Origin of the sequence: Micromonospora sp. NPDC007208 (assembly GCF_042869175.1) — a bacterium.
GTDB lineage: Bacteria > Actinomycetota > Actinomycetes > Mycobacteriales > Micromonosporaceae > Micromonospora > Micromonospora foliorum.
In genome coordinates this window covers 398,693-421,877 of record NZ_JBIAFG010000003.1, presented here as the reverse complement: position 1 = coordinate 421,877, position 23,185 = coordinate 398,693, and the positions used below count along the sequence as shown (strand labels likewise).

General features: G+C 71.0%; 26 protein-coding genes. 9 read left to right on the top strand and 17 right to left on the bottom strand.

Going from position 1 to position 23,185, the window contains the following annotated elements:
* Positions 1-28 precede the first annotated feature (28 nt).
* The 7 genes from ACFYL6_RS08350 to ACFYL6_RS08320 form a co-directional block, all read right to left on the bottom strand.
* Complete coding sequence (locus tag ACFYL6_RS08350; RefSeq protein ID WP_387169186.1) at positions 29-1,909, bottom strand: ABC transporter ATP-binding protein; 1,881 nt, start codon at positions 1,907-1,909, stop codon at positions 29-31.
* Positions 1,906-3,762, bottom strand: a complete 1,857-nt coding sequence (locus ACFYL6_RS08345) for an ABC transporter ATP-binding protein (protein ID WP_387169183.1) — start codon at positions 3,760-3,762, stop codon at positions 1,906-1,908. The genes ACFYL6_RS08350 and ACFYL6_RS08345 overlap by 4 nt, the downstream gene beginning before the upstream one ends.
* Before the next feature lie 37 nt (positions 3,763-3,799).
* Positions 3,800-4,309 carry a methylated-DNA--[protein]-cysteine S-methyltransferase gene (locus tag ACFYL6_RS08340; RefSeq protein ID WP_387169180.1) on the bottom strand — a complete coding sequence of 170 codons (510 nt, stop codon included), beginning with the start codon at positions 4,307-4,309 and terminating at the stop codon, positions 3,800-3,802.
* On the bottom strand, positions 4,306-5,814 hold the full coding sequence (locus ACFYL6_RS08335; protein ID WP_387169178.1) for a DNA-3-methyladenine glycosylase 2 family protein: 1,509 nt from the start codon (positions 5,812-5,814) through the stop codon (positions 4,306-4,308). Before ACFYL6_RS08335 ends, ACFYL6_RS08340 begins: the two co-directional genes overlap by 4 nt.
* 87 nt (positions 5,815-5,901) lie before the next feature.
* Complete coding sequence (locus ACFYL6_RS08330; RefSeq protein WP_387169175.1) at positions 5,902-7,335, bottom strand: FAD-binding oxidoreductase; 1,434 nt, start codon at positions 7,333-7,335, stop codon at positions 5,902-5,904.
* 271 nt (positions 7,336-7,606) lie between these two features.
* Positions 7,607-8,107, bottom strand: a complete 501-nt coding sequence (locus ACFYL6_RS08325) for a hypothetical protein (RefSeq protein ID WP_387169172.1) — start codon at positions 8,105-8,107, stop codon at positions 7,607-7,609.
* Positions 8,104-8,613, bottom strand: coding sequence for a SigE family RNA polymerase sigma factor (locus tag ACFYL6_RS08320; RefSeq protein WP_387169169.1), 510 nt, complete (start codon positions 8,611-8,613; stop codon positions 8,104-8,106). The genes ACFYL6_RS08325 and ACFYL6_RS08320 overlap by 4 nt, the downstream gene beginning before the upstream one ends.
* Positions 8,614-8,752: 139 nt before the next feature.
* Here ACFYL6_RS08320 and ACFYL6_RS08315 point away from each other — a divergent pair, with 139 nt between their 5' ends.
* Complete coding sequence (locus ACFYL6_RS08315) at positions 8,753-9,256, top strand: hypothetical protein (RefSeq protein WP_387169167.1); 504 nt, start codon at positions 8,753-8,755, stop codon at positions 9,254-9,256.
* 123 nt (positions 9,257-9,379) lie between these two features.
* Entirely contained in the window at positions 9,380-10,114 is a 735-nt protein-coding gene (locus tag ACFYL6_RS08310; RefSeq protein ID WP_387169164.1) for a Type 1 glutamine amidotransferase-like domain-containing protein, read from the top strand.
* Positions 10,115-10,117: 3 nt separating this feature from the next.
* Here ACFYL6_RS08310 and ACFYL6_RS08305 read toward each other — a convergent pair whose 3' ends face one another.
* A complete protein-coding gene (locus ACFYL6_RS08305) occupies positions 10,118-10,687 on the bottom strand; it encodes an exonuclease (protein WP_387169162.1) in 570 nt (189 codons plus the stop codon).
* A gap of 143 nt (positions 10,688-10,830) precedes the next feature.
* On the opposite strand from ACFYL6_RS08305, the gene ychF reads away from it, so the two are divergent.
* On the top strand, positions 10,831-11,916 hold the full coding sequence (gene ychF / locus ACFYL6_RS08300; protein ID WP_238657491.1) for a redox-regulated ATPase YchF: 1,086 nt from the start codon (positions 10,831-10,833) through the stop codon (positions 11,914-11,916).
* A 311-nt stretch (positions 11,917-12,227) separates the two neighbouring features.
* On the opposite strand, the gene ACFYL6_RS08295 is transcribed toward ychF, so the two are convergent.
* The gene (locus ACFYL6_RS08295; protein WP_387169158.1) at positions 12,228-12,626 is read right to left on the bottom strand and encodes a hypothetical protein; all 399 of its coding nucleotides are present in this window, start codon (positions 12,624-12,626) and stop codon (positions 12,228-12,230) included.
* A 430-nt stretch (positions 12,627-13,056) separates the two neighbouring features.
* Between ACFYL6_RS08295 and ACFYL6_RS08290 the strand changes: the two genes are divergently transcribed.
* Positions 13,057-13,827: a class I SAM-dependent methyltransferase gene (locus ACFYL6_RS08290; RefSeq protein WP_387169155.1), complete on the top strand. Its 771-nt coding sequence runs from the start codon at positions 13,057-13,059 to the stop codon at positions 13,825-13,827.
* A 16-nt stretch (positions 13,828-13,843) separates the two neighbouring features.
* Here the strand turns inward: ACFYL6_RS08290 and ACFYL6_RS08285 are convergent, their stop codons facing one another.
* Positions 13,844-14,218 carry a VOC family protein gene (locus ACFYL6_RS08285; protein ID WP_387169153.1) on the bottom strand — a complete coding sequence of 125 codons (375 nt, stop codon included), beginning with the start codon at positions 14,216-14,218 and terminating at the stop codon, positions 13,844-13,846.
* A gap of 114 nt (positions 14,219-14,332) precedes the next feature.
* Here ACFYL6_RS08285 and ACFYL6_RS08280 point away from each other — a divergent pair, with 114 nt between their 5' ends.
* From ACFYL6_RS08280 to ACFYL6_RS08270, 3 genes are read left to right on the top strand one after another with little or no spacing between them, the layout of a single operon-like run.
* On the top strand, positions 14,333-14,791 hold the full coding sequence (locus tag ACFYL6_RS08280; RefSeq protein ID WP_387169150.1) for an SRPBCC domain-containing protein: 459 nt from the start codon (positions 14,333-14,335) through the stop codon (positions 14,789-14,791).
* The gene (locus ACFYL6_RS08275) at positions 14,788-15,138 is read left to right on the top strand and encodes an ArsR/SmtB family transcription factor (protein WP_387169147.1); all 351 of its coding nucleotides are present in this window, start codon (positions 14,788-14,790) and stop codon (positions 15,136-15,138) included. The genes ACFYL6_RS08280 and ACFYL6_RS08275 overlap by 4 nt, the downstream gene beginning before the upstream one ends.
* A gap of 1 nt (position 15,139) precedes the next feature.
* Positions 15,140-15,583 (top strand): SRPBCC domain-containing protein, encoded by a 444-nt coding sequence (locus ACFYL6_RS08270; RefSeq protein ID WP_387169144.1) that lies wholly within the window; start codon positions 15,140-15,142, stop codon positions 15,581-15,583.
* A 108-nt stretch (positions 15,584-15,691) separates the two neighbouring features.
* Here ACFYL6_RS08270 and ACFYL6_RS08265 read toward each other — a convergent pair whose 3' ends face one another.
* The 3 genes from ACFYL6_RS08265 to ACFYL6_RS08255 form a co-directional block, all read right to left on the bottom strand.
* Positions 15,692-16,426, bottom strand: a complete 735-nt coding sequence (locus ACFYL6_RS08265) for a class I SAM-dependent methyltransferase (RefSeq protein WP_238657475.1) — start codon at positions 16,424-16,426, stop codon at positions 15,692-15,694.
* A 220-nt stretch (positions 16,427-16,646) separates the two neighbouring features.
* On the bottom strand, positions 16,647-17,009 hold the full coding sequence (locus ACFYL6_RS08260) for a PH domain-containing protein (protein ID WP_030337500.1): 363 nt from the start codon (positions 17,007-17,009) through the stop codon (positions 16,647-16,649).
* A 69-nt stretch (positions 17,010-17,078) separates the two neighbouring features.
* Positions 17,079-17,963: a LysR family transcriptional regulator gene (locus ACFYL6_RS08255; RefSeq protein WP_387169140.1), complete on the bottom strand. Its 885-nt coding sequence runs from the start codon at positions 17,961-17,963 to the stop codon at positions 17,079-17,081.
* Between the two features lie 221 nt (positions 17,964-18,184).
* On the opposite strand from ACFYL6_RS08255, the gene ACFYL6_RS08250 reads away from it, so the two are divergent.
* Positions 18,185-18,565, top strand: a complete 381-nt coding sequence (locus tag ACFYL6_RS08250; RefSeq protein ID WP_387169137.1) for a VOC family protein — start codon at positions 18,185-18,187, stop codon at positions 18,563-18,565.
* 89 nt (positions 18,566-18,654) lie between these two features.
* Here ACFYL6_RS08250 and ACFYL6_RS08245 read toward each other — a convergent pair whose 3' ends face one another.
* Both ACFYL6_RS08245 and ACFYL6_RS08240 read right to left on the bottom strand, forming a co-directional pair.
* On the bottom strand, positions 18,655-18,978 hold the full coding sequence (locus ACFYL6_RS08245) for a hypothetical protein (protein WP_112583735.1): 324 nt from the start codon (positions 18,976-18,978) through the stop codon (positions 18,655-18,657).
* Positions 18,979-19,103: 125 nt separating this feature from the next.
* Positions 19,104-19,412 carry a 4a-hydroxytetrahydrobiopterin dehydratase gene (locus tag ACFYL6_RS08240; RefSeq protein ID WP_387169134.1) on the bottom strand — a complete coding sequence of 103 codons (309 nt, stop codon included), beginning with the start codon at positions 19,410-19,412 and terminating at the stop codon, positions 19,104-19,106.
* A gap of 183 nt (positions 19,413-19,595) precedes the next feature.
* Between ACFYL6_RS08240 and ACFYL6_RS08235 the strand changes: the two genes are divergently transcribed.
* Positions 19,596-20,039 carry a (deoxy)nucleoside triphosphate pyrophosphohydrolase gene (locus tag ACFYL6_RS08235; RefSeq protein ID WP_387169131.1) on the top strand — a complete coding sequence of 148 codons (444 nt, stop codon included), beginning with the start codon at positions 19,596-19,598 and terminating at the stop codon, positions 20,037-20,039.
* A 150-nt stretch (positions 20,040-20,189) separates the two neighbouring features.
* On the opposite strand, the gene ACFYL6_RS08230 is transcribed toward ACFYL6_RS08235, so the two are convergent.
* Both ACFYL6_RS08230 and ACFYL6_RS08225 read right to left on the bottom strand, forming a co-directional pair.
* Positions 20,190-21,254, bottom strand: coding sequence for a succinate dehydrogenase/fumarate reductase iron-sulfur subunit (locus ACFYL6_RS08230; RefSeq protein ID WP_387169129.1), 1,065 nt, complete (start codon positions 21,252-21,254; stop codon positions 20,190-20,192).
* Entirely contained in the window at positions 21,251-23,179 is a 1,929-nt protein-coding gene (locus tag ACFYL6_RS08225; protein ID WP_387169126.1) for a fumarate reductase/succinate dehydrogenase flavoprotein subunit, read from the bottom strand. Before ACFYL6_RS08225 ends, ACFYL6_RS08230 begins: the two co-directional genes overlap by 4 nt.
* Positions 23,180-23,185: the final 6 nt, after the last annotated feature.

Genomic DNA, 23,185 nt, shown 5'->3' with positions numbered 1-23,185 from the left:
GGGAACGGCCACGACCGGGGCCACCCTGCTAGACCAGCGAGTCGCGCCACTGGCGGTGCAGGGCCGCGTACCGGCCGTCGGCCTCGGCCAGCACGGCGGGTGGGCCGTCCTCGATCACCTTTCCGCCGTCGAGGACGAGCACCCGGTCGGCGGTCTCCACGGTGGAGAGTCGATGGGCGATCACCAGTGCGGTGCGGTCGCGCAGGATGGTGCCGAGTGCCCGCTGCACGAGACGTTCCGTCGGCACGTCCAGCGACGACGTCGCCTCGTCCAGGATGAGCACGGTCGGGTCGGCCAGGAACGCGCGGGCGAACGCGACCAGCTGGCGTTGCCCGGCGGAGAGCCGGCCGCCGCGTCGGTGCACCTGAGTGGCGTACCCCTCGGGTAGTGCGGCGATGAAGTCGTGCGCGCCGATCGCCCGCGCGGCGGCCTGGACGGCGTCGTCGTCGGCCCCCGGGCAACCGAACCGGATGTTCTCCGCGACGGTCCCGCTGAACAGGTGGTTCTCCTGCGTCACCAGCACCACCGCGCGGCGCAGGTCGGCGTCGCGTACGTCGCGCAGGTCGATCCCGTCCAACCGGACCGTGCCGGCGTCGGGGTCGTGGAACCGGGCGACCAGCTTGGCGATCGTCGACTTGCCCGCCCCGGTGGGCCCGATCAGCGCCACGGTCTGCCCGGCCGGCACGGTCAGCTCCAGCCCGCAGAGGATCGGGGTGTCGGCCCGGTAGCCGAAGCTGACCGCCCGGAAGATCAGCTCACCACGGCCGGGCCCGGTGGGCAGCGGCGTGGGCCGGGCCGGTTCGGCGACGGCCGGTCGTTCGTCGAGCACCCCGGCCAGCTTCTCCAGTGCGGCGGTGGCCGACTGCAACGAGTTGTAGAACTGGCTCAGCTCCTGCATCGGCTCGAAGAAGCGGCGCAGGTAGAGCAGGAACGCGGCGAGTACGCCGATCTCGGTCTGCCCGCCGAGCACCCGCCAACCGCCGTAGCAGAGCACCACCGCCACGGTCACGTTGCCGATCAGCTTGATCGCGGGCGAGTACGTGGCGATCAGCCGGAACGCGTGCAGGCTGGTTCGTCGGTAGTCGTCGCCGAGCGCCACGAAGATCCGTTGGTTGCGGGGCTCCCGGCGGAACGCCTGCACCGCTCGGATGCCCCGCATCGACTCGACGAAGTGCACGATGACCAGCGCGACCGCGTCCCGGGTCCGTCGGTACGCGCTCGCCGACGACCGGGCGAACCAGCGGGACAGCCAGAACAGGAACGGGAAGGCGAACAGTGTCACTGCGGCCAGCGGCAGGTCCAGCCAGAGCAGGATGGCGGCCACCGACAGGATCGAGAGGCCGGCCAGCACCAGGCTGTCGATTCCACCGTCGACCAGTTCGGCGATCGAGTCCAGGTCGCTGGTGAGCCGGGAGACCATCCGGCCGGACGTGTACCGCTCGTGGAAGCCCACCGACAGCCGCAGGAAGTGCCCGAACACCCGCTGCCGCAGGTCGAGCAGGACGGACTGGCCGATCCGGGCGGAGAGGGTGAGGAAGCCGCGGCGGGCCGCGTACTCGGTCACCGAGGCCACCGCGAACGCCCCGGCGACGGTGATCAGCGGGCCGGGGTCGCCGGCGCGCAACGGCGGGATGGCCCGGTCGATGCCGATCATGACCAGGTACGGGCCGGCCATCGCGGCGGCGTTCTGGGCCAGCAGCAGGCCGACCGCCGTGACGAGTCGCCTCCGGTGTGGGCGGAGCAGGTCGCCCAGCAGGGTCCGACTGAGCCGGCGCAGCCGGGTCACCGCCTCGGGGCTGGTGTCCTCGGCTCGACTGCGGTCGGCCTCCGGGTCGGTGGCGGTGCCCCGCCAGCGGGTGAGCTCGGGCTCCTCCTCGGGAGCTGGGTCGGCCTGCTTCGGCACGCTCACGAGCGCACCAGCCCCCACCCGTCCGAAGGGGACGGGCTCGGCCCGCTGGCGCCGGCCGGCGGGGGATGCCCAGCGGGTGGCTCGGCGGCGAGCAGCGCCCGGTACGCCGGGACTGTGGCCAGCAGGTCGGAGTGCCGGCCGGTCGCCGTGATCCGCCCGTCCTCCAGCAGGGCGACCCGGTCGGCCAAGGCGATCGTCGACGGCCGGTGCACCACAAGCAGCGCGGTGCTGTCGCGCAGAACCCGCCGCAGCGCCGCTTCGACCAGGGCCTCGGTGTGCACGTCGAGAGCAGAGAGTGGGTCGTCCAGCACCAGCACCGCCGGTCGGCCGAGCACGGCCCGCGCCAACGCGAGCCGTTGCCGTTGCCCGCCGGAGAGCGACAACCCCTGCTCGCCCACCCGGGTGGCCAACCCCCAGGGCAGGTCGTACGCGAAGTCGGCCTGGGCCAGCGCGAGGGCCGCGCGGATCTCGTCGTCACCGGCGTCCGGGCGACCCAGGGTGAGGTTCTCCCGCACCGACATGGAAAAGAGTGTGGGCTCCTCGAACGCCACCCCGACCAGCCGCCGCAGCGAGGCCAGCCGCAGCTCGCGCAGGTCGTGCCCGTCCAGGGTGACCCGTCCGGTGGTCACCTCGTGCAGCCGGGGCACCAGGGAGAGCAGCGTGCTCTTGCCGGAGCCGGTGGCCCCGACCAGGGCCAGCGTCTCGCCCGGCTCGATGCTCAGGTCGATCTCACGCAGCACCGCCGTGGTGGCGCCCGGGTAGCTGAACCCGACCCGCTCGAAGCGCAGCCGACCGTGCACCGCGTCGCGGGGCAGCGCGACCGCGCCGGGGGAATCCACGATCTGGGGTGGAGTGTCCAGCACCTCCTGGATCCGGTCGGCCGCGGTGGCCGCCTCCTGACCGTTGGCGATGATCCAACCCAGCGACTGCACCGGCCAGATGAGCATCAGTTGGAGGCTGACGAACGCGACAAGTTCGCCGATGGTGAGCGTGCCCTGGGCGGCGGCGACCGCCCCCGCCGCCAGCACCACCCCCAGGGTCACGTTGGGCACCAGGTCGAGCAGCGCCGAGGTGTTGGCCAGCAGCCGCCCCTTGCCGACGCCGGTGTCGTGCAGCCGCCGGGCCGCACCGGCGAAGCGGGCGGCCAGCTCGGGCCCCCGCCCGTACGCCTTCATGGTGCGCAGGCCCTGCGCGGTCTCCTCGACCAGCGTCGCCACGTCGCCCTGCTGGTCCTGCATCCGGCGGGACGCGGCGTGGTAGTGCCGCCCGAACCGACGACTGATCAGCAGCAGCGGCACCGCGCTGGCCGCGACCAGCACCCCGAGCGCCGCGTGCAGGTTGATCAGCAGCACCACCACGACCACGTACGTGGTCAGGTTGAGCACCAGGAAGAACACGCCGAAGGAGAGGAACCGGCGGATCACCGACAGGTCGCTGGTGATCCGGGAGAGCAACTGGCCGGACTGCCAGCGGTCGTGGAAGCTCGTCGGCAGCCGTTGCAGGTGGGCGTAGACGTCGGCGCGCAGCGCCGCCTCCATGCCCACCGCCGAGGACGACTGCACCCAGCGGCGGATGAAGATGAGCACCGCCTCGACGACGCCGAGCAGCAGCGCCAGGCCGCCGAGCTGGAGCAACCCGGCCGGCTCGTGTCGGGCCACCGGCCCGTCCACGACCCGCTGCACCACCAGCGGTACGGCGATCCCGGCCGCGGTGCCGGCGAGCCCCGCGACCAGCAACCAGGCGAACTCGGCGGCGTACGGGCGCAGGTAGGGGCGAAGCCGCCAGAGGTTGTGCGCGGGGTGGGTGCCCGCGGCGGCCCGGGCGGCCGGGTCGCCGTCGCTCTCCACAGGCACTACCAGACGGTAGCGTCAATGAGTGTCGATGCTTCTGTCAGCTTGTTGTCAAGCGCCGCTCGTGACCGAGAAGCCACTTCTTCACGTCCAGCCCCCAGCGGTAGCCGCCGAGCGTGCCGTCGGTGCGGAGGACCCGGTGACAGGGCACGAACAGGGCTGCCGCGTTCCGGGCGCAGGCGGCCGCGGCGGCCCGCACCGCCGGTGGTCGACCGGCCAGTGCGGCGTACCCGGTGTAGGTGACCGGGGTGCCCGGCGGCACCTCGCGCAGCACCTGCCAGGCGTACGCCATGAACTCTCCACCGGTGCGTTGACGCACCGGCACCGTGTCGATGGCGGCGAGGTCACCGTCCAGGTAGGAGCGGACCGCCGCGCTGACCGGGCCGAGGTCGGCCCGCTCCCGTAGCGGTGCCCGCAGGGTCGGGTGGACCAGGGGCAGCAGCGCCGTCGGGTCCGGGGTGAAGCCGGCGGCCCGTACGTCACCGTCGGGGCCGGCGAGGATGCTCAGTGGGCCGGCCGGTGTGCTCAGTACGGTGCTGTCGATGTTCATGCCGCTCTCCAGAGTCTGATCGTGGCGTAGGACCGCCAGGGACGCCAACGTTCGGCGTACCGGTCGAGGGTTGTCGGGGTGTCGGGCAGGCCGAGCGCGGCGGCGCCGCGCCGGACCGCGAGGTCGGAGCTGAGCAGGACGTCCGGGTCGCCGAAGGCGCGCATGGCCAGGTAGTTGGCGGTCCACGGGCCGATGCCGGGCAGCGCGAGCAGCCGCCGAACGGCCTCCTCCCGATCCACCCCCGGGGCAAGGTCAACGGTTCCGTCCACGACGGCCCGAGCCAACCCCCGCAAGGCCTCCCGCCGCCCCCCAGGCATCCCGAACCCCGAGTCCGGCAGCGACAAAAGCTCCTCCGCGCTCAAAAACCCCCGCAGTCCCCCCGGCGCCCCACCCCCCGTCCCGCCCCGTTGATCATGAGGTTGGCCTGGGGTTCGATCTCCATCGGCCTCGTCAACCTCATGATCAACGCGAGCGTGGGCGGCCAGGAGGCGGGTGAGGGTTGTTCTTGCGGACGTCACCGAGACCTGTTGGCCGATGATGGCGCGGACGGCCTGCTCGAAGCCGTCGACGGCGCGGGGGACGCGGATGCCGGGTTCGGCGGTGATCGTCGGGGCCAGCGCCGGGTCGGCGGCCAGCGTCGCGTCGATGGCTGCCGGGTCCGCGTCCAGGTCGAGCAACCGGCGGCAGCGGGCCACCGCCGGCGCCAGGTCGCGCAGGTCGGCGAGGCGCAACGTCGCCGCCACGTGCCCGTCCGCCGGGGTCAGCGCCACCTGGCCGGTGCCGTGCGGCAACCGCAGACCCCGGTGGTACGTCCCGTCGCGGACCTCCTCCACACCGGGCAACGCCCGCACCGCGAGGAAGTCCAGCAGCGCCCGGGCGTGCAGCGGCGGGCGGTACGCCAGCCGGAGCGCGATGGTTCCCGCCCCGGCCGGCGCCTGCTGGCGGCCGCGGGCCGTGCGCAGGTCCGACGGGGCGCTCGCGTACACCTCGCGAAGCGTGTCGTTGAACTGCCGCACGCTGCCGAAGCCGGCGGCGAACGCGATCTCGGCCATCGCGAGGTCGGTCGTCTCGATCAGGATCCGGGCGGTCTGGGCGCGCTGGGCCCGGGCCAGCGCGAGCGGCCCGGCGCCCATCTCGGCGCTGAGCATCCGGTGCAGGTGCCGCTCGGTGTAGCCCAGCCGGGAGGCCAACCCCGGTACGCCGTCGCGGTCGACGACCCCGTCGGCGATCAGCCGCATCGCCCGACCGACCACGTCCGCGCGGACGTCCCAGAGCGGGGAGCCGGGCGCGGCGTCCGGCCGGCAGCGGCGGCAGGCGCGCAGCCCGGCGCCCTGCGCCGCGGCGGCGGACGGGAAGAACCGGACGTTCTGCCGCTTGGGCGTGATCGCCGGGCAGGACGGCCGGCAGTAGATGCCGGTGGACGTCACACCGGTGTAGAACCAGCCGTCGAACCGCTGGTCACGGCTGTCCACGGCCCGGTAACACCGCTCGAAGTCCATCTCCATGTCACCGATGATGCCCCGCTCGACGGGTCGTCGGCTGGCGGGAATCGGACCTGGGTGTGCGCGTCCGGCGCGGGACCCGTCCCGGCGTCAGCGGCGGCGTCGGTGCGGCTGACCGGACCGACCGGTCCGGGTCGCCTGCCCGGTCCGGCCGGCCTGGCCGGCACCGGCGCCCTGGCTGGACCGGCTGCCCTGGCTGGCACGGTTGGCCTGGCCGGTCAGCAGGGCCGATCGGAACACGCCGTCCGGGTCGTACCGCTTCCACAGCCGCCGGACCCGGGCCCCGGTCTCGCCCGGGTAGATCCGGGCGAACGCGGCCGGGTCAGGCCGGCTCTCGAAGTTGACGTACGCGCCGTCGGCGCGCGCCCCGGCGGCCCGCCAGGCGGCGTTCAACGCGGCGTCGGCCTGCGGCGGAAACACCGAGGCCACGATCAGCGTGTCCTGGTGACGATGCGGGTACGCGGTCGCGTCGGAAGCGACGTCGTTGACCGCCCCGCCCAACGAGCGGAGCTGGACCACCGCCCGCCCCGGCCCGGTCACCGCCCGCGTCACGGCCCGCGCCCCGGCGTCGTCCAGCGCGGTGAACAGACCGTTGGTGGTCGTGCCACGCTGCTGCCCGACGTTGGGGTTGAGGTGCGCGGTCGGCACCAGTGTCGGGTACGGCAGCAGGTCGGTCCGGTGTTCGAGCACCTTGCCGATGGCGAGCAGCGGTTCCACCGCCGGCCGGGCCCGACGCAGGCTCTCGGCTGCGACCACGGCGGTGATGGACATGAGGACCGATCGACCCTCCGCGAACACCACGGCGGCGGCGGACAACTCCCGTGGCGCCTGCGCGAGGTAGCTCGTCCACTCCCGGACGGTGCGACCGTCCGGATGCGCCTCGACGACCAGCTGCGCGACACCGACGTTGCGCTGCTCGACCGCCTCGATCTCGAAGGCCACCACGATGCCCGCGCCGGCACCGGCCCCGCGGACCAGCCAGAACAGCTCCGGCTCGTGCTCGGCGTCCGCGCGTGCCAGCGTCCCGTCCGCCAGCACCACCTCTACGGCGCGGACCCGGTCGATGGTGAGACCGTGGGCGCGGACCAGCCAGCCGACGCCACCGCCGGTGGCCAGCCCGCCGACGCCGACGCCGCCGTAGTCACCCGAGCTGATCACCAGGCCGTATGGGGCCAGCGCCTTCGCGACGTTCGCCCAGCGAGCACCGGCCTCGACCCGGACCAACCCGGCCCGCTCGTCGATCACCTGAACCCGGTTGAGCATGGAGAGGTCAATGACCACCCCACCGTTGTTGGACGAGGCTCCGGAGAGGCCGTGCCCACCGCTGCGGACCGCGATCGGCAGCCGCTGCTCCCGCGCGTAGCGGAGCGCGTCGACCACCTGCGCGGTGGTCTTCGGCAGCAGCACGGCGGCCGGCGACGCCGACCGGGTGTACGTCGAGCGCAGGTGCGCGTACCGGCGGTCGCCGGGTGTGACGATCTGCCCCCGCAGGGAGTCGGGCACCCGGGCCATGGCGGTGCTCATCGTTGCCCCCGCAGCTCGCACCTCGGGTGTCCGGGATCGGTCATGAGCCAAGGATGAGCGGGCACACCGGCCTCGACAAATTCGGTGGACCGACGCCCGCTGGTCGCCGCGGCGCGCGACGCTCGCCGGTACGGGGAGTGCCGCGCGGAGGTGACCGGGATCTCCGCCCGGGGAGCGGGTCGCCCATCGTTCCGGCACCACCAACGACGGGGTGATCGTGGGTTGGCCGGTCAGGCCGGCGCGGGACGACCGCCGGCCTGACCGGTCCTGCTCAACCCTTCGGCCGACCCGGCACGCCGGGCGGGCCCGACGGGCTCGGAACGCCACTGGGCGCACCGGGCGCACCGGGATCGCCGGGGTTACCGGGGTCACCCGGTGGGGTCGTCGGGCTCGGCTTGACCGTCGGCCGGCCCGGTACGCCGGGCGGGCCCGGTGTCGTCGACGGGTCCGCAGGCGCTCCCCCGGGGCTCGGCTCGACCGTCGGCACCGCGGTGGGCGGGGACGGGGTGGGTACGGGCGGGCTGGGCACGTCCGCCGGGCCGGCCGGGCTGGGCACGGCCGGGGGAGGCGCGTCCGAGCCGGTCGCGGCCAGGGCGAGCGGAGTGGCGATCAGGATCGCCGCCAGGGTGCTCACCGCCCCCACCGTCACCGTGGCGCGGCGTCGGTTGCGCACCCGCCGTTCCGCTCGGCTCAACTGGTCATGCACGATCGGTGCCTCCTCGGCCAGGTCGGTGAGGGTGGAGCGGATGAGGTGCTCGAAGGGTTCGGTCATCGCCGTACCTCCAGCCTGTCGACGTCCGGCAGCAGGTCGCGCAGTCGTTGCACCGCTCGGTGGGTACGGCTGCGTACGGTGCCCACCGAGCAGCCCAGCAACTCGGCCACCCGGGCTTCGGGCAGGTCCTCGTAGTAGCGCAGGACCACCACCGCCCGCTGTGTCGGGGGCAGGTGACGTAGCGCGGCACGCATCGCCAGCCGCACGTCGGAGCCATCGCTCGGGTCGCCGCCGACCGGTTCGTCCGCCGGGTTGAGCGGTGTCTCCCGCCACCGGCGCAGTCGCCGCCACCAGCTGATCTGCTCGCGGTACATCACCACCCGCAGGTAGCCCTCGGGATCGGCGTGCCGAATGGTTCCCCACTTCGGGATGGTCCGCGCCAACGCCGACTGGAACAGGTCCTCGGCGGCGTTACGGTCCCCGGTCAGCAGGTACGCGACCCGCATCAGCGCCGGAGTCCGGCTGCCGACGAATTCGGCCAGCCGCGCGCGTTCGTCCTCGTCCACCCGCCACCCCCGTTTCGTTGTCACAGATACAGACGCCGCAGGTCATCGTCGCTATCCACGATCGGTGGGGTTTTTCGGCCCGAAAGTGTCGGTCGTGCCGGGTAGCGTCCGGCCACCAACTGAAGAAGGGGTGCGGCGAATGACGAGCGTGGCGGGTTGGGCGGCGGCGTCGACACCGGGTGCGTTCCCGCCGTTACCCCGCGCGGTGGCGCAGTCCTTCTACCGCCGGATGCGGGCCGTCGCGCCGGCCGCCGTGGGCGCCATCGAACGCGACCGGGCGGGCGACCCCGAGCAGAGTTTCCCCGACACCGCCTGCGGCCGGTTGGCCGGCTCACTGGACGACGCGGGTCTGCGAGCGCTCGGGATGTGGACGCACCACTGGTGCATGCGCTTCTACGACGACGACACGAGGGTCGGCCGGCGGTTGATCCGTGAGATCGCCGCGCGGCCGGGGCTGGGCTGGACGGCCGACGAGGTGCGGTGGATGCTGCGCGAGTCGGTCTCGGCCGGGCCGGCCGCCGCCGACCGGTTCACCCTGCCCCGCGCCGCCGCCGCGCAACTGCCCCCGGCCGACCGTCGGGCCCTGGGTCATTGGCCCGAGGTCGAGGTGCCCCGCCAACGGCGGCCCGACCAGTCTTGTTGATCATCGGGTCGGCGGGGTGTTCGTCCTTCACCCGCGGGTGGAGGACGGGCCCCGCGCCGAGCGGGCGGGAGGCCGGCTGCGGCAGGATGGACGCCGCACCGCCGCCGACGGAAGGACGCTCCGATGCCCGCCAGCGACCCGACCATCATCGCCACCAGCATGGGCTTCTTCCGGGGCGACCGCGGGCCCTACGACCTGCGTCCCAGCCCGGTCTTCGAGCTGGCCGCCGAGCTGGCCGAGGCCGGCCCGCAGCCGCGGGTCTGCTACCTCGGGCAGGCCGTCGGCGACCAGCCCACCTCGCTGACCGCCGTCTACGGCGCGTTCGCCGACACCCGGTTCCGGCTGTCGCACCTCGCCCTGTTCCCGATGCCGAACGTCGAGGACGTCCGCGCCCACCTGCTCGCCCAGGACGTGATCTGGGTCGGCGGCGGCAGCGTGGCCAACCTGGTCGCCGTGTGGCGGGTGCACGGGCTCGACGAGATCCTGCACGAGTGCTGGCAGGCCGGCGTGGTGCTGGCCGGCGTCTCGGCCGGCTCGATCTGCTGGCATGTCGGCGGTGCCACCGACAGCTTCGGCCCCCGGCTGCGCGGCTTCACCGAGGGTCTGGCCTGGCTGCCGTACGGCAACGGGGTGCACTACGACAGCGAGGGCCAGCGCCGCCCGCTCATGCACGAGCTGGTCGGCGACGGCACGCTCCCCACCAGCCACTGCACGGATGACGGCGTCGGCCTGGTCTACCGGGGCACCCGGCTGGTCGAGGCAATCGCGGACCGCGAGGGCGTCTCGGCGTACGAGGTCAGCCGGGCCGCGGACGGCAGCGTCCGGGAGGCGGTCATCGCCCCCCGCCTGCTCGGCTGAGCGTCACGCCTCGTCGGCAGGTTTCCGGCGGCGGAGCACCGCGTCGAAGACCTGGGCCAGCTCGGCGGCGTCCTCCCCGGCGTGGTGTGTGTGCGGCATGTCGTGCAGGCCCAGCTCGTGCTTGATCGTGCCCTGGCGGGTCCGGGCCCACTCGCTGCCGGTCAACCCCATCCAGTAGCTGCGGAGATCGACGCCGGAGCCGGTCGCACCGAACGGGCTGTGCCCGACGAAGCGGACGAAGTACCAGTGCACGAACATGCCGTCCCAGACGGCCGGGGCGGCGAGGAAGACCGGACGGCCGACCCGGCGCAGCCCGTCGACCCAGGCCGCAGCGGAGGACATCGCCTCCTGCGCGGTGGGCGCCTCCCGCAGCAGCCGGTCGCGGTCCAGGCCGGAGACGGCGAGCGCCGCCGGGACGAACTCGTCGGAGATGGGACGCAGCTCGGTGTAGAAGGTCAAATCGGGGCGGCCGGCCACGGCCATGCCCAGCGAGATCATGCTGTACGGCCCGGGGATCGGCCCGTCCGCCTCCACGTCGACGGCGATGTACAGCTCAGGCAACGTCGAGGTCATCCCACCTCCAGCAGCGGAGCTTCGAACCGGGAGACTAGCAACGCCTGACGGGGTCCGGTGGGAGTGACGATCGACCACCGGCGCGGCGCCGAATCGGAGCCGCCTGGACCGGCCCGGCCGGGACCGGCGTAAGCTGGCCCGTCGTGAGTCTCACCATCGGCATCGTCGGCCTGCCCAACGTCGGCAAGAGCACGCTTTTCAACGCGTTGACCAAGAACGACGTGCTGGCGGCGAACTACCCGTTCGCCACCATCGAGCCCAACGTCGGCGTGGTCGGGCTGCCCGACGAGCGGCTGGGCAAGCTGGCCGAGATCTTCTCCTCGCAGAAGGTGCTGCCGGCGCCGGTGTCGTTCGTCGACATCGCCGGCCTGGTCCGCGGCGCGTCGAAGGGGCAGGGCCGGGGCAACGCCTTCCTGGCCAACATCCGGGACGCCTCGGCGATCTGCCAGGTCGTCCGGGCCTTCTCCGACCCGAACGTGGTGCACGTCGACGGCAAGATCTCCCCGGCCGACGACATCGAGACGATCAACACCGAGCTGATCCTCGCCGACCTGCAGACCCTGGACAAGGCGCTGCCCCGGTTGGAGAAGGAGGCCAAGCTCCGCAAGGACCGCTTGGCCGCGGTCGCCGCCGCGAAGGCCGCGATCGAGGTGCTCGACGGTGGCACCACCCTCTACTCCGGGGCCGCCGCCGCCAAGATCGAGCTGGAGCACCTGCGCGAGCTGCACCTGCTCACCACCAAGCCCTTCCTGTACGTCTTCAACGTCGACGAGGCCGAGCTGGCCAACGAGACGTTCCTCGACGAGCTGCGCGCCCTGGTCGCCCCCGCCGAGGCGATCTTCATGGACGCCAAGATCGAATCTGAGCTGGTGGACCTGCCCGAGGAGGAGGCCCGCGAGCTGCTGGAGTCGATCGGGCAGAACGAACCCGGCCTCAACCAGCTCGTCCGGGTCGGCTTCCGCACCCTCGGCCTCCAGACGTACCTCACGGCCGGTCCCAAGGAAGCGCGCGCCTGGACCGTCCCGGTCGGCGCCACCGCGCCGGAGGCCGCGGGTGTCATCCACAGCGACTTCCAGCGCGGCTTCATCAAGGCCGAGGTGGTCTCGTACCACGACCTGGTCGAGCACGGTTCGATGGCGGCGGCCAAGGCGGCCGGCAAGGTCCGCATCGAAGGCAAGGAGTACGTCATGCAGGACGGCGACGTGGTGGAGTTCCGCTTCAACGTCTGATCCAGGTCCGACGTCTGCCGCCCAGGTTGGCCAGATGGTGCAGGCACGGGTAGCCCGGTGAACGCCTCAGCCGACGGCGGCCGTGCCCGCTGCGGACATCCGTGACCGCCGCGGGTCTCGTCACCCGCAATTCGATGCGATCCATGGCCGCCACTTTTCCGGCCGACGACAAGGGGTCAGGGTGGCAAGGTTGGATGTCCGGTAGGACTTACACCTTGCCCCCTGACCGCTTCGCCTATCCGACGCACTATTCGCCATTATCGTGGATTCAGGTACGCCCAGTGCTGAACTGACTTTCCTCGTGGGAATGGTCAGTTGTAGTGGGCGAACTCCGTATAGTCGTTCCAGATCCAGCCCTTGACGCCAGTGCAGCAGTCCGAGTGCCACCACAGGTTTCCGGCATCGTTCACACAGCGCTTGTCGATACGGAATAGCGTCTTGGACTTCCAGTGGGCGATCACTGTGGACGACCCCGAATAGCTGGTGTGCACCGCAGCGCTGCCGACGATGACCCGCCTCATGTGCGGCGTCCAGTCCGAGCAGGAGGCCAACGTTCCGACCTCCGCCGGTACCTCGCCCATCTCGCTCACCGTCGCGCTCGGGCCGGGCTCGACCGCTGCTGCCGGTGCCGCGATCGGAAGAATGCCGGCAAACGCGAGCGTGAGTGCGCCACCCGCCGCTGCGAGTCTCCTCGACGTTGCTTTCCTCATAGAGTTCTCCATATCTGTAAGGGCTTCGAGTTGGACCGTATAGCTAACGCCACCTCTGCGAAGTCCGGCCTTGGTAACGGATAGATAAACGTGGCTTGATCAGGGGTTTGGTTGGTAGATTCAGGTAAATGGAAGCCAGTGAGTCTCGCTTTGTGCGGTGGCCCCAGGCTCTGCTCGCCTGCCACACCCGGGATCGCGGCCATCGTCGGTGCTGCTGGGGCTGGACCTAGTCCGAGGACTGTCGTCGGCGTTGGTCCCGCTGCTGCCGTTGCCAGGCCTGCCGCCGGCGGTCGCGTCGCCGCTGGTAGCTGCGGGCGATCACAGCGAGCGCCATCGACCCGGACAGAACCAGACCTGCCGCTCCGATCAACCCCTGCAGCCGGCGGTCACGGTCGCAGTCAGTGTCCACTAGCGGCGGTAGGTTGACCGCATGGCCGATCAGCCGCTCAGTTCGTCGTTCGGCGCGGCGGCGACCGCGTACGCCGAGCACCGCCCGGGCTACGCGCAGGCCGCGGTGCGGTGGGCGCTGGAGCCCGCGCCCGGCCTGCGCGTGCTCGACCTGGGCGCCGGCACCGGCAAGCTGTCCGCGGCGCTTGTCGCGGTGGGCGCGGACGTCGTGGCGGTCGAGCCCGACCCGGCGATGCGCGCCGAGCTACGCCGTACGCTGCCGGCCGTCCGTGCCCTGCCGGGTAGCGCGGAGGCGATCCCGTTGCCGGACGCCTCCGTCGACGCCGTGCTGGCCGGCAACGCCCTGCACTGGTTCGACATGGCCGTCGCCGGGGCGGAGATCGCCCGGGTCCTCGCCCCCGGCGGCATCCTGGCCGGTCTCTGGAACATCATGGACGACCGGATCGACTGGGTTGCCGGGCTCGAACGGGTCAGCGGGAGTGCGGCCATCGGCCCGCGCGACACGGTGAGCAGTTGGCGCGCGGCGACGGCGGACATGCTCGCTCCGAGCGCCGGTCGGGTCGTCCGGTTCGGGTCGCCGAAGCAGGCCGAGTTTCCGCACGGGCAGCGGCGTACCGCCGACTCGCTCGTCGCGACGCTCGCGACGCGGGCCGGGATGTTGGTCATGCCGGAAGAGGAACGAGAGGCCACGCTCGGCCGGATCCGCGCCTTCCTCGGGAGCCGATCCGAAACCGCGCACGGCGAGTTCACTCTGCCGATGCTGACCGGCGTGCTGCGCGCCCAGCGGCGGTAACGGTCGGGTCCAAGCCCTACTGCTCGGCCCAGGCGCCCAGCTCATTGCCGCTGGGGTCGGTGAAGTGGAACCGCCGGCCACCGGGAAACTCGTACGGCCCGTTCACCACCTGGCCGCCGGCCTCCTTCACGGCCTGCACGGACCGGTCCAGGTCGGCGGAGTAGAGCAGCACGAGCGGGCCGCCCGCCCGGACTTCGCTGTCCAGCCGGAGACCGCCGACCTCGGGTGCGTCGTCGCCGTGCGGGCTGCGGATGCCGGCGTACTCGGGCCCGTAGTCGTTGAACTGCCAATCGAACGCGTCGGCGTAGAAGCGCTTGGCCACGGCGAGGTCGGTCACCGTGAGCTCGACGTAGTCGATGGCGTGGTGGCGGTGCGGCGCTGGCTCAGACATGCGCCGATCGTGCACCCCGGGTACGACGGAATCGCGACATGCAACGAAAGGTTGCGCGAGCGGAGCGGGTTGTCGTAGGTTGAGTGCAACCAAAGGTTGCGAAAGGTTGTGGGCATGGAACAGGGAACGATCGAACGCGACATCCACGTCAACGCGTCCCCGGAGGTCGTCTTCGAGGTGGTCAGCCAGCCCGAGCACATGCGGGAGTGGTGGCCCGACGACGCGCGGTTCGAGTCGGTCGCCGGCGCGCCCGGCGAGCTGGTGTGGCGCGACTCCGACACCGGCGAGACGAAGACCGTCGCGCTCGCCGTCGTCGAGGTCGACCCGCCGAAGCGGTTCTCCTTCCGGTGGTGCTTCACCGAGCCGGACCGGAACGGGCAGTCGCTCTTCGTCACCTTCGACCTGGTGCCCAGCGGCGCGGGGACGCTGATTCGGATGACCGAGACCGGGTTCCGCGAGCTGGGTTGGGAGGTCGCCGTCCTGGAAGAGCAGTACCGCGACCACGAAAACGGTTGGGACCACTACATGCCCCGGCTGGGCGCGTACGTTGCGCGGCTGGTCGCGACCCCGTGAGCGCGGTGGTCGACGACGAGCTGTGGTCGGCGATCGGCGACCCCATTCGGCGTACGATGATCGACCTTCTTCTCTCTGACGGGCCGGGTACGGCCACCTCGTTGAGCAGGCGGCTACCCGTCACCCGTCAGGCCGTCTCGAAGCACCTGGCGGTCCTCGACCGGGTTGGGCTGATCCACGCTGAGCCGGCCGGTCGCGAGCGTCACTACCAGGTGGATGAGGCGCAACTCGCCCGCGCGGTCGCCCAGTTGTCGGCGGTCGGCTCCACCTGGGACGCCCGACTCCGCCGGATCAAGCGCATCGCCGAAACGATCGAACGCCACCGCACCAACAACCAGGGAGGCTGAAATGGTCGACATTCTGCACCAGGTCGGCGTCGTCGCTCCGCTCGCCGACGTCTACCGAGCGGTGGCAACCCCCGAGGGCGTCGCCGGCTGGTGGTCGGTCGACACGACCGGCAAGAGCGAGGTTGGCGGGCAGTTGGCCGTCCACTTCGGTAACGACGGTGGGTTCGACCTGGAGATTCTTGAGCTGGATCCGGCCGGCCCGGTGGGCTGGCGGGTCGTCGGTGGCCCGGAGGAGTGGATCGGCACCGAGATCAGTTGGCGGCTCGGCCAGCGAGGGCGGTACACCATCGTCGACTTCACGCACGCGGGTTGGCGCGAGCCGACCGAACTCATGCACGAGTGCAGCACCAAGTGGGCGATCTTCCTGATGAGCCTCAAGGAGCTGGTGGAGACGGGGAGCGGCCGGCCGGCGCCGAACGACGTCCAGATCGGCGACGGGCACTGACTCTTGGCATCCGCCGAGGGACGGAGATCGACTCGGGTTCCTTGAAATCGGGGGGTCAAGGGCATTCGGACACCCCCGGTTCAAGGAACCCGAGTCGACCAACCGCTGCTACTCCGCCCGGTAGACGGAGATGTGCGACGGGCTGTCGGCCTGGAACGGTCGTCGGTGCCAGTCGGCGTACCGCTCGGTGAGCCGGAGACCGGCCCGCTGCGCCATCTCGTCGATCTGGTGCGGCCAGGCGTACCGCATGGCGAACGGCTTCAGGTGCACACCGTCCCCGTCGAACGTGATGGTCTGCCGGATGAACCGTTGCGCCGGCCGGTCGTACCGGTGCAGGCGGATCGTCGCGGAGTCCTCGGTGACGTCACGCACCTGCACCTGCTCGTCCGAGTCGAAGCTGCGCGGGTCGGGCACGAACGTCTCGATGACGAACGCGCCGCCGGGCGACAGCACCCGGGCGACGTTGCGGAAACAGTCCGCCTGCCGCTCGGCGTCCACCAGGTTGAACAGGGTGTTGAAGACCAGGTACGCGAGCCGGAACTCACCCTGCACGGGTACGTCCGCCATGTCGGCGACGACCACCGGGATCCGTTCGCCGCCGGGTTTCGCCCGCAGTTGCGCGAGCATCTCCTCGGACGCCTCGACGCCATGTACGGCGAGGCCGCGCTCGGCCAGCGGAAGTGCGACCCGGCCGGTGCCGATCGCCAGTTCGAGAACCGGGCCGCCGTCGGCCAGGTCGGCCAGGAAGTCCACGGCGGGGGCCGGGTCGGGGTTGGTACCGCCGTCGTCGTATCCGGCGGCCCAGAGCCGGCCGAAGAGGCCGGGATCGTCGAAGACCGACATCAGCGGCCTCCGGGGTTGGGGTCAGTGACGTTCAGCGCCAGGGGAACATTCCTGCTCACGAAGTCTCGATTCCTCAGGTCGGATGACGGTGGGTTCGGGGGACCTCGTCGTGTTTGGCATGGTGGCTGCTCCCTTCGCGCGGCTGTCGACCGAGGACACCAGAGATGCCGCGGGCCCGGCAAGGCAATTACGCCAGCCGGGCCCACGACGGGACGTGCCGTCAGGAGATGTGGTGCAGGATCACGTTGTGCACGTGGTGGCTCTTCTGCGCGCCACGGAACTCCACCTCGTAGGTGTGCGTGCCGACGTGGATGGCGATGGCGCCGGTGGAGAAGAACGAACCCCCCCACGACTTGTTGCTGACCACGCTCACGCTCGTGATCTTCGAGTACGGGATGCTGGTGATCGCGAACCGCTTCCCGACGAAGGAGCGGTCCTGGATGATCACGCGGCGGTCGGTCAGCCCGATGAACCCGGTGCCGGTGCCGACGGCGTCGTAGACGGCGATGATCTGCTCGCCTTCGAGGAGGCCGCTCTCAATCTGCTGGACCTGCTCTTTGCGGTCGTACGCGATGTTCGCCATGTGCTCCAGGCTAGAAAACCGGTGCCAACGCGCCCACCCGGCGAGGACCACGGCGAAACTCGGCGTGTCTCATCGCGGGCTCGCGTCGGTCGCGGCGCGGACGAACTCGCGTAGCCGGGTGGTGGTGTTGCTGGGCAGCCAGACCGGCCCTCGTTCGATCGGTGGCGCGTCGTGGATGGGCACGTACGCCACGTCGGGGCGCGGGTAGTAGCGCCGCGTGTGCTCGCCCACCGGCAGGACACCCCGGCCCAGCGCGACCAGGGACAGCATCTCGGAGAAGGTGTTCCCGGCGGGGCCCTTCGGCACCAACCGGCCGGCCGGGGTGCGCTCCGGGGTGCGGTCCCGCTTGAACTCCACCGAGGTCACGGTCGGGTACTGCACCACCGGGTGGTCGGCGAGCACCTCCAACGACACCGACCGCTCCTGGGTGAGCGGGTGACCCGCCGCCACCGCCAGCACCCGACCCTCGGAGAGCAGTGCCGGGCCGGTGGCCATCCCGTCGAACGGGTACGAGGCGATCAACACGTCCGTCGAGCCGTCGAGCAGCCCGGATCGGGTGGTGGCCAACTGCGCCTCGTGCACCTCCACCCGGCAGTCGGGGTGCCGTTCAGCAAACAGGGCCACCGCCCGGAGCAGCACCGGCGCGGTCCACTCGCCGAGGAACGCCACCCGTAGCGTCCCGGTCACGCCGCGGGCGGCGTCGATCGCGCGGCGCACGGCCTCGTCCATCCCGGCCACCAGCGGGGCCAGCTCCTCGGCGAGCTGCCGGCCGATCGGAGTGAGCCGGACGACCCGACTGGTACGGGCGAACAGCGGTGCGCCGATCTGGCGCTCCAGCTTCTTCACGATGTGGCTGACCCGACCGGTGCTGACGGTCAACCGCTCGGCGGTCCGGCCGAAGTGCAGTTCCTCCGCGAGCGTCAGGAACGTCTCGACCTCGTACCGCTCCAGCACATCGTTCCCATCGTTGACCTGTGGGCAACGATCGTAGCGGTATCAGGTCTTGGTCGTCGTCCCTCGTCCGGGGATCGTGAACGGGGCAGGAAACACCGAGCGAAAGGCTTCGACGTGAGCGTTGACGACTACCTGGCCGGCCTGGCCAGCCCACTGCGCGAGATCGGCGAGAAGCTGACGCCGATCATCGCGGCAGCCCACCTGGAGGAGGCGTGAGTGCCGTGCGGGTAACCGGTTTCGACCACCTGGTGCTGACCGTCGCCGACGTGGAACGGTCCCTGGACTTCTACTGTGGCCGGCTCGGGCTGGCACCGGTACGGGTCGACGAGTGGCGTGCCGGTACCGTCCCGTTCCCGTCGGTGCGGATCAGCTCCGACAGCATCATCGACCTCGTCCGAGGTGAGCCGCAGGGCGCGAACGTGGACCACTTCTGCCTGGTGGTGGCACCGCTGGACTGGGCGGAGGTGATCGAATCGGGCGTCTTCACGGTGCTGACCGGCCCGGTCAGCCGGTTCGGCGCCCGCGGCTCGGCGACCTCGATCTACGTGCGGGACCCGGACGGCAACTCGGTGGAGCTGCGCTGGTACCCGCAGGACGCGTAGCCGACCGGTGAGCCTGAGTCGCCTGGCGACATGCGGAAGCCCCGCGTCTCCCCATTGACAGTGGGCGGGCGCGGGGCTCCGGTCGTACGTCAGTGGTCGCTGCGCGGGTCGTGGTCCGTGCTGCGGCTGCCGGCCTTGGCCAGACCCCGGCTCACCAGGTAGCCGACGGTGAGCAGGGTGATGAACCACCACGCCTTGTCGGCGGCGAAGTAGTCGCCGCCGTCGTTCGCGGCACCGTCGCCCACAGCGTTCGAGGCGATCAGCACACCGATGACGGCGAGCACGTAGATCGCCAGTTCGCTGGTCTTCCAGGACGGCTTCGTCTCGTCGCCGCGACGGTTGACGCGGCGGACGTCGTGCTGACCGCCGTGCTCGACGTGGTCGTTGGCGCGGTTCTGCGTGGGGGTGGTCATGTCAGCTCCTAAGGCACGGTTTGTGAGGTCCGATCGGTTCTGAGGGCTTTGTCAACCCTCGTGACGAACTGGTACCCGCGCGCCTTTCAGGAAAACCTCAGACTTCACCAGAATTGAACGAGCACTCAGGACTCGGTGACCGCCCGGTACGCGTCCTCGATGCGGGCGGCCAACAGCACCTCGCCCTCGGTCAGGGGCCCGCCGCTGCCGTGCCCGACCCGGATCTGGGTGCTGTCGGCCCGGCGGCTGATCTCGGGTCGCAGATGCAGCGCATCCGCGACGACCTTGACCCGTTCAGTTAGAGCGGCGTGTTGGGTATCGTCGATCACGAGCGTCCGTCGGATCTGCTCGCCCTCGCGTGTCCAACCAGATAGCAAGGTCAACGCGTCGGAAAGGTAGTCGTGCTTGGCCCTGCTGTTGAACAGCGCGCGCATCACCGCACCCCCCAAGCGCCGTTGCCGGCTTGTGGCCAAATCGTCGCCATCCCGTGTCTTGTCGGTGTCCCCTAGTCTCTCGCTGCCCGGAGGGGGTGTCCACGCCCACACTTCCGTGTTCTATTGGCCTAGCGGACGGCTACGGTACCCAAACCGCCGATTGATCTGGCACCCTGGACGCCCGTGCGGACCGAACGGGCGAATGGTGGCGGGCAGGCCGAACGACGGGACCTGAAGGTGATCGTCGGTGCGGCGATCATCCGGGATGGGCGGGTGCTCGCCTGTGCGCGTTCCGCCCCACCAGAGGTAGCGGGCATGTGGGAGTTTCCGGGCGGAAAGGTCGAGCCGGGGGAGGCCGAGACCGACGCGTTGATCCGGGAGTGCGCCGAGGAGTTGGCCGTACGCGTCGAGATCGGCGACCGGGTCGGCCGCAACGTGCGGATGGCGCACGGCCGCTCGGTGCTCAAGGTGTACGCGGCCCGGCTGCTCGGCGGTGACCAGCCACAGGCGCTGGAGCACGAGGCGCTCCGTTGGCTCGCCGCGGACGAGCTGGACTCGGTCACCTGGCTCCCCGCCGACGCCCCCATCGTGGCCGCCCTCCGCCCCCTCCTCCTCAGTCCCCGTTGATCATGAAGTTATTGCCATGACACGCCGCGAGCGGTGGCAATAACTTCATGATCACCGAGGGGAGTGGGGGCCGGGTGGGGGCGGGGGCAGGGGTGGAAGTGGGACGGGGGCCGTGGCTGTTAGCCACGGCCCCCGTTGTTGTTCGGGTGGTTAGTGCTTGTTGTCCTGCTCCGGGTGGGCGAAGTTGAGGTGCTCCGGAGGCAGCGGGAAGGTCACGTCGTCGCCGAACGGCGACGGCGCGGCGGCCCGGTCGAAGGTGAGCTCGGTCAGCGGCAGCTTGCCCCGGTCGTCGACCGCCGGAGCGGTCGGGTGGGGCACCTCCCGGTGCCAGTTGACGCCGCTCTGCGCCTGCGCCTCAGCCCGCGAATCGTGGGAGCCACCCGCGTGCGAGTGCACCCCACTCCGGGCGGAGCCCGGCGTCGCCGAGCCCTGACGGGCGGTGGTCACGCTGGTCTGGGGCGTCTCGCCCCGACGGAAGATCTTGCTACCAAGCCACACAAGGGGATCGTACCTGCGGTCGACGACCCGTTCCTTCATGGGGATGATCCCGTTGTCAGTGATCTTGATGTGCTCGGGGCAGACCTCGGTGCAGCACTTGGTGATGTTGCAGAAGCCGAGGCCCTGCTCGGCCTGCGCGTACTCCTTGCGGTCGGTCCGGGCGTCCAGCGGGTGCATGTCCAGCTCGGCCGCCCGGATGAAGTACCGCGGGCCGGAGAACGCCTGCTTGTTCTCCTCGTGATCGCGGATCACGTGGCAGACCGTCTGGCACAGGAAGCACTCGATGCACTTGCGGAACTCCTGCGAGCGCTCGACGTCGACCTGCTGCATCCGGTAGTCACCCGGGGCCACGTCCGCCGGTGGGGCGAACGCCGGGGTCTCCCGTGCCTTCTCGTAGTTGAACGAGACGTCGGTGACCAGGTCCCGGATGACCGGGAAGGTGCGCAGCGGGGTGACCGTGACGGTCTCGTCGTCGCCGAAGGTCGACATCCGCGTCATGCAACCCAGCCGCGGCTTGCCGTTGATCTCCATGGAGCAGGAGCCGCACTTGCCGGCCTTGCAGTTCCACCGGCAGGCCAGGTCGGGCGCGTCGGTGGCCTGCAGGCGGTGGATGACGTCGAGGACGACCTCGCCCTCGTTCACCTCCACCATGTAGTCCTGGAGGTCACCGCCGGTCTCGTCGCCCCGCCAGATCCGGAACTGACGCTTCGCGCTCATCGGTTGTCCGCCTCTCCAGCGTCGGCAACGAGGGCGTCGAAGTCGGCGATCTCCTCGTCGGTGAGGTACTTGGCCAGCTCGGCCCGGTCGAAGAGGCCGATCAGCTCCGGCCGCATCTTCGGCAGCGGCTTGCGGGTCAGCTGCACGGTGTCACCATCCAGCGCGCAGACCAGGTTGACCTGCCGCCACTTGGGCTCCATCGCCGGGTAGTCCTCCCGGGTGTGCCCGCCGCGCGACTCCTGCCGCTCCAGCGCCGCCTTCGCGGTGCACTCCGAGACCACGAGCATGTTGCGCAGGTCCAGGGCCAGGTGCCAGCCCGGGTTGTAGCGTCGGCCGCCGGCGGCGCTCACCTTGGCCACCCGCTCGCGCAGCTCGGCGAGCCGGACCAGCGCGTCGGCCAGCTCACCCTCCCTGCGGATGATGCCCACCAGGTCACCCATGACCGCCTGGAGGTCCTGCTGAAGGGTGTACGGGTTCTCGCCGGTGTCCCGTTGCAGCGGCGCGAGGGCGGTCTCCACGGCGGCCTCGACCTCGTGCACGGCCACCTTCGGCCGCGCGGTCAGCCCGTCGGCGTAGCTGGCGGCGTGCCCGCCCGCCCGCTTGCCGAAGACCAGCAGGTCGGACAGGGAGTTACCACCCAGTCGGTTGGAGCCGTGCATGCCGCCGGAGACCTCACCGGCGGCGAACAGCCCGCGTACGTGGCCGAAGGCGGCGCCCGAATCCGGGTCCACCTCGACGCCGCCCATCACGTAGTGGCAGGTCGGCCCGACCTCCATCGGCTCGGCCGTGATGTCGACGTCGGCCAGTTCCTTGAACTGGTGGTACATCGACGGCAGCCGCCGGCGGATCTCGTCAGCCGAACGCCGGCTCGCGATGTCCAGGAAGACCCCACCGGCGGGGGAGCCCCGGCCGGCCTTGACCTCGCTGTTGATGGCGCGGGCCACCTCGTCGCGGGGCAGCAGCTCCGGCGGACGCCGGTTGTTGTCCGGGTCGGTGTACCAGCGGTCCGCCTCCTCCTCGGTCTCCGCGTACTGCTTTCGGAAGACGTCGGGGACGTAGTCGAACATGAACCGCTTGCCCTCGGAGTTCTTCAGGACGCCGCCGTCACCACGCACCGACTCGGTGACCAGGATGCCCTTCACCGAGGGCGGCCAGACCATGCCGGTCGGGTGGAACTGGAGGAACTCCATGTTGATCAGCGTCGCCCCGGCGCGCAGCGCCAACGCGTGCCCGTCCCCGGTGTACTCCCAGGAGTTCGAGGTGACCTTGTAGGAGCGTCCGACACCACCGGTGGCCAGCACGACCGCCGGCGCCTCGAAGAGGATGAACTCGCCCGACTCCCGGTAGTAGCCGAACGCGCCGGCCACCCGGTCACCGTCGAGCAGCAGCTCGGTGATGGTCGTCTCGGAGAACACCCTGATCCGGGCGTCGTACGAGCCGAACTCCCGCTGGTCCTCCTGCTGGAGCGACACGATCTTCTGCTGGAGGGTGCGGATCAGCTCCAGGCCGGTCCGGTCGCCCACGTGCGCCAGGCGGGGGTACTCGTGGCCGCCGAAGTTGCGCTGCGAGATCTTGCCGTCCTTGGTGCGGTCGAAGAGCGCACCGTACGTCTCCAGCTCCCAGATCCGCTGCGGCGACTCCTTCGCGTGCAGCTCGGCCATCCGGAAGTTGTTGAGGAACTTCCCGCCGCGCATGGTGTCGCGGAAGTGCACCTGCCAGTTGTCCCGGCTGTTCACGTTGCCCATCGCGGCGGCCGCGCCGCCCTCGGCCATCACCGTGTGCGCCTTGCCGAACAGCGACTTGGAGATGATCGCGGTCTTCTTGCCGGCCAGCCGGGCCTCGATCGCCGCGCGCAGACCGGCGCCGCCGGCCCCGATGACGACGACGTCGTAGTGGTGTCGTTCGATGCGAGTGGTTGTGGTCATGTCAGG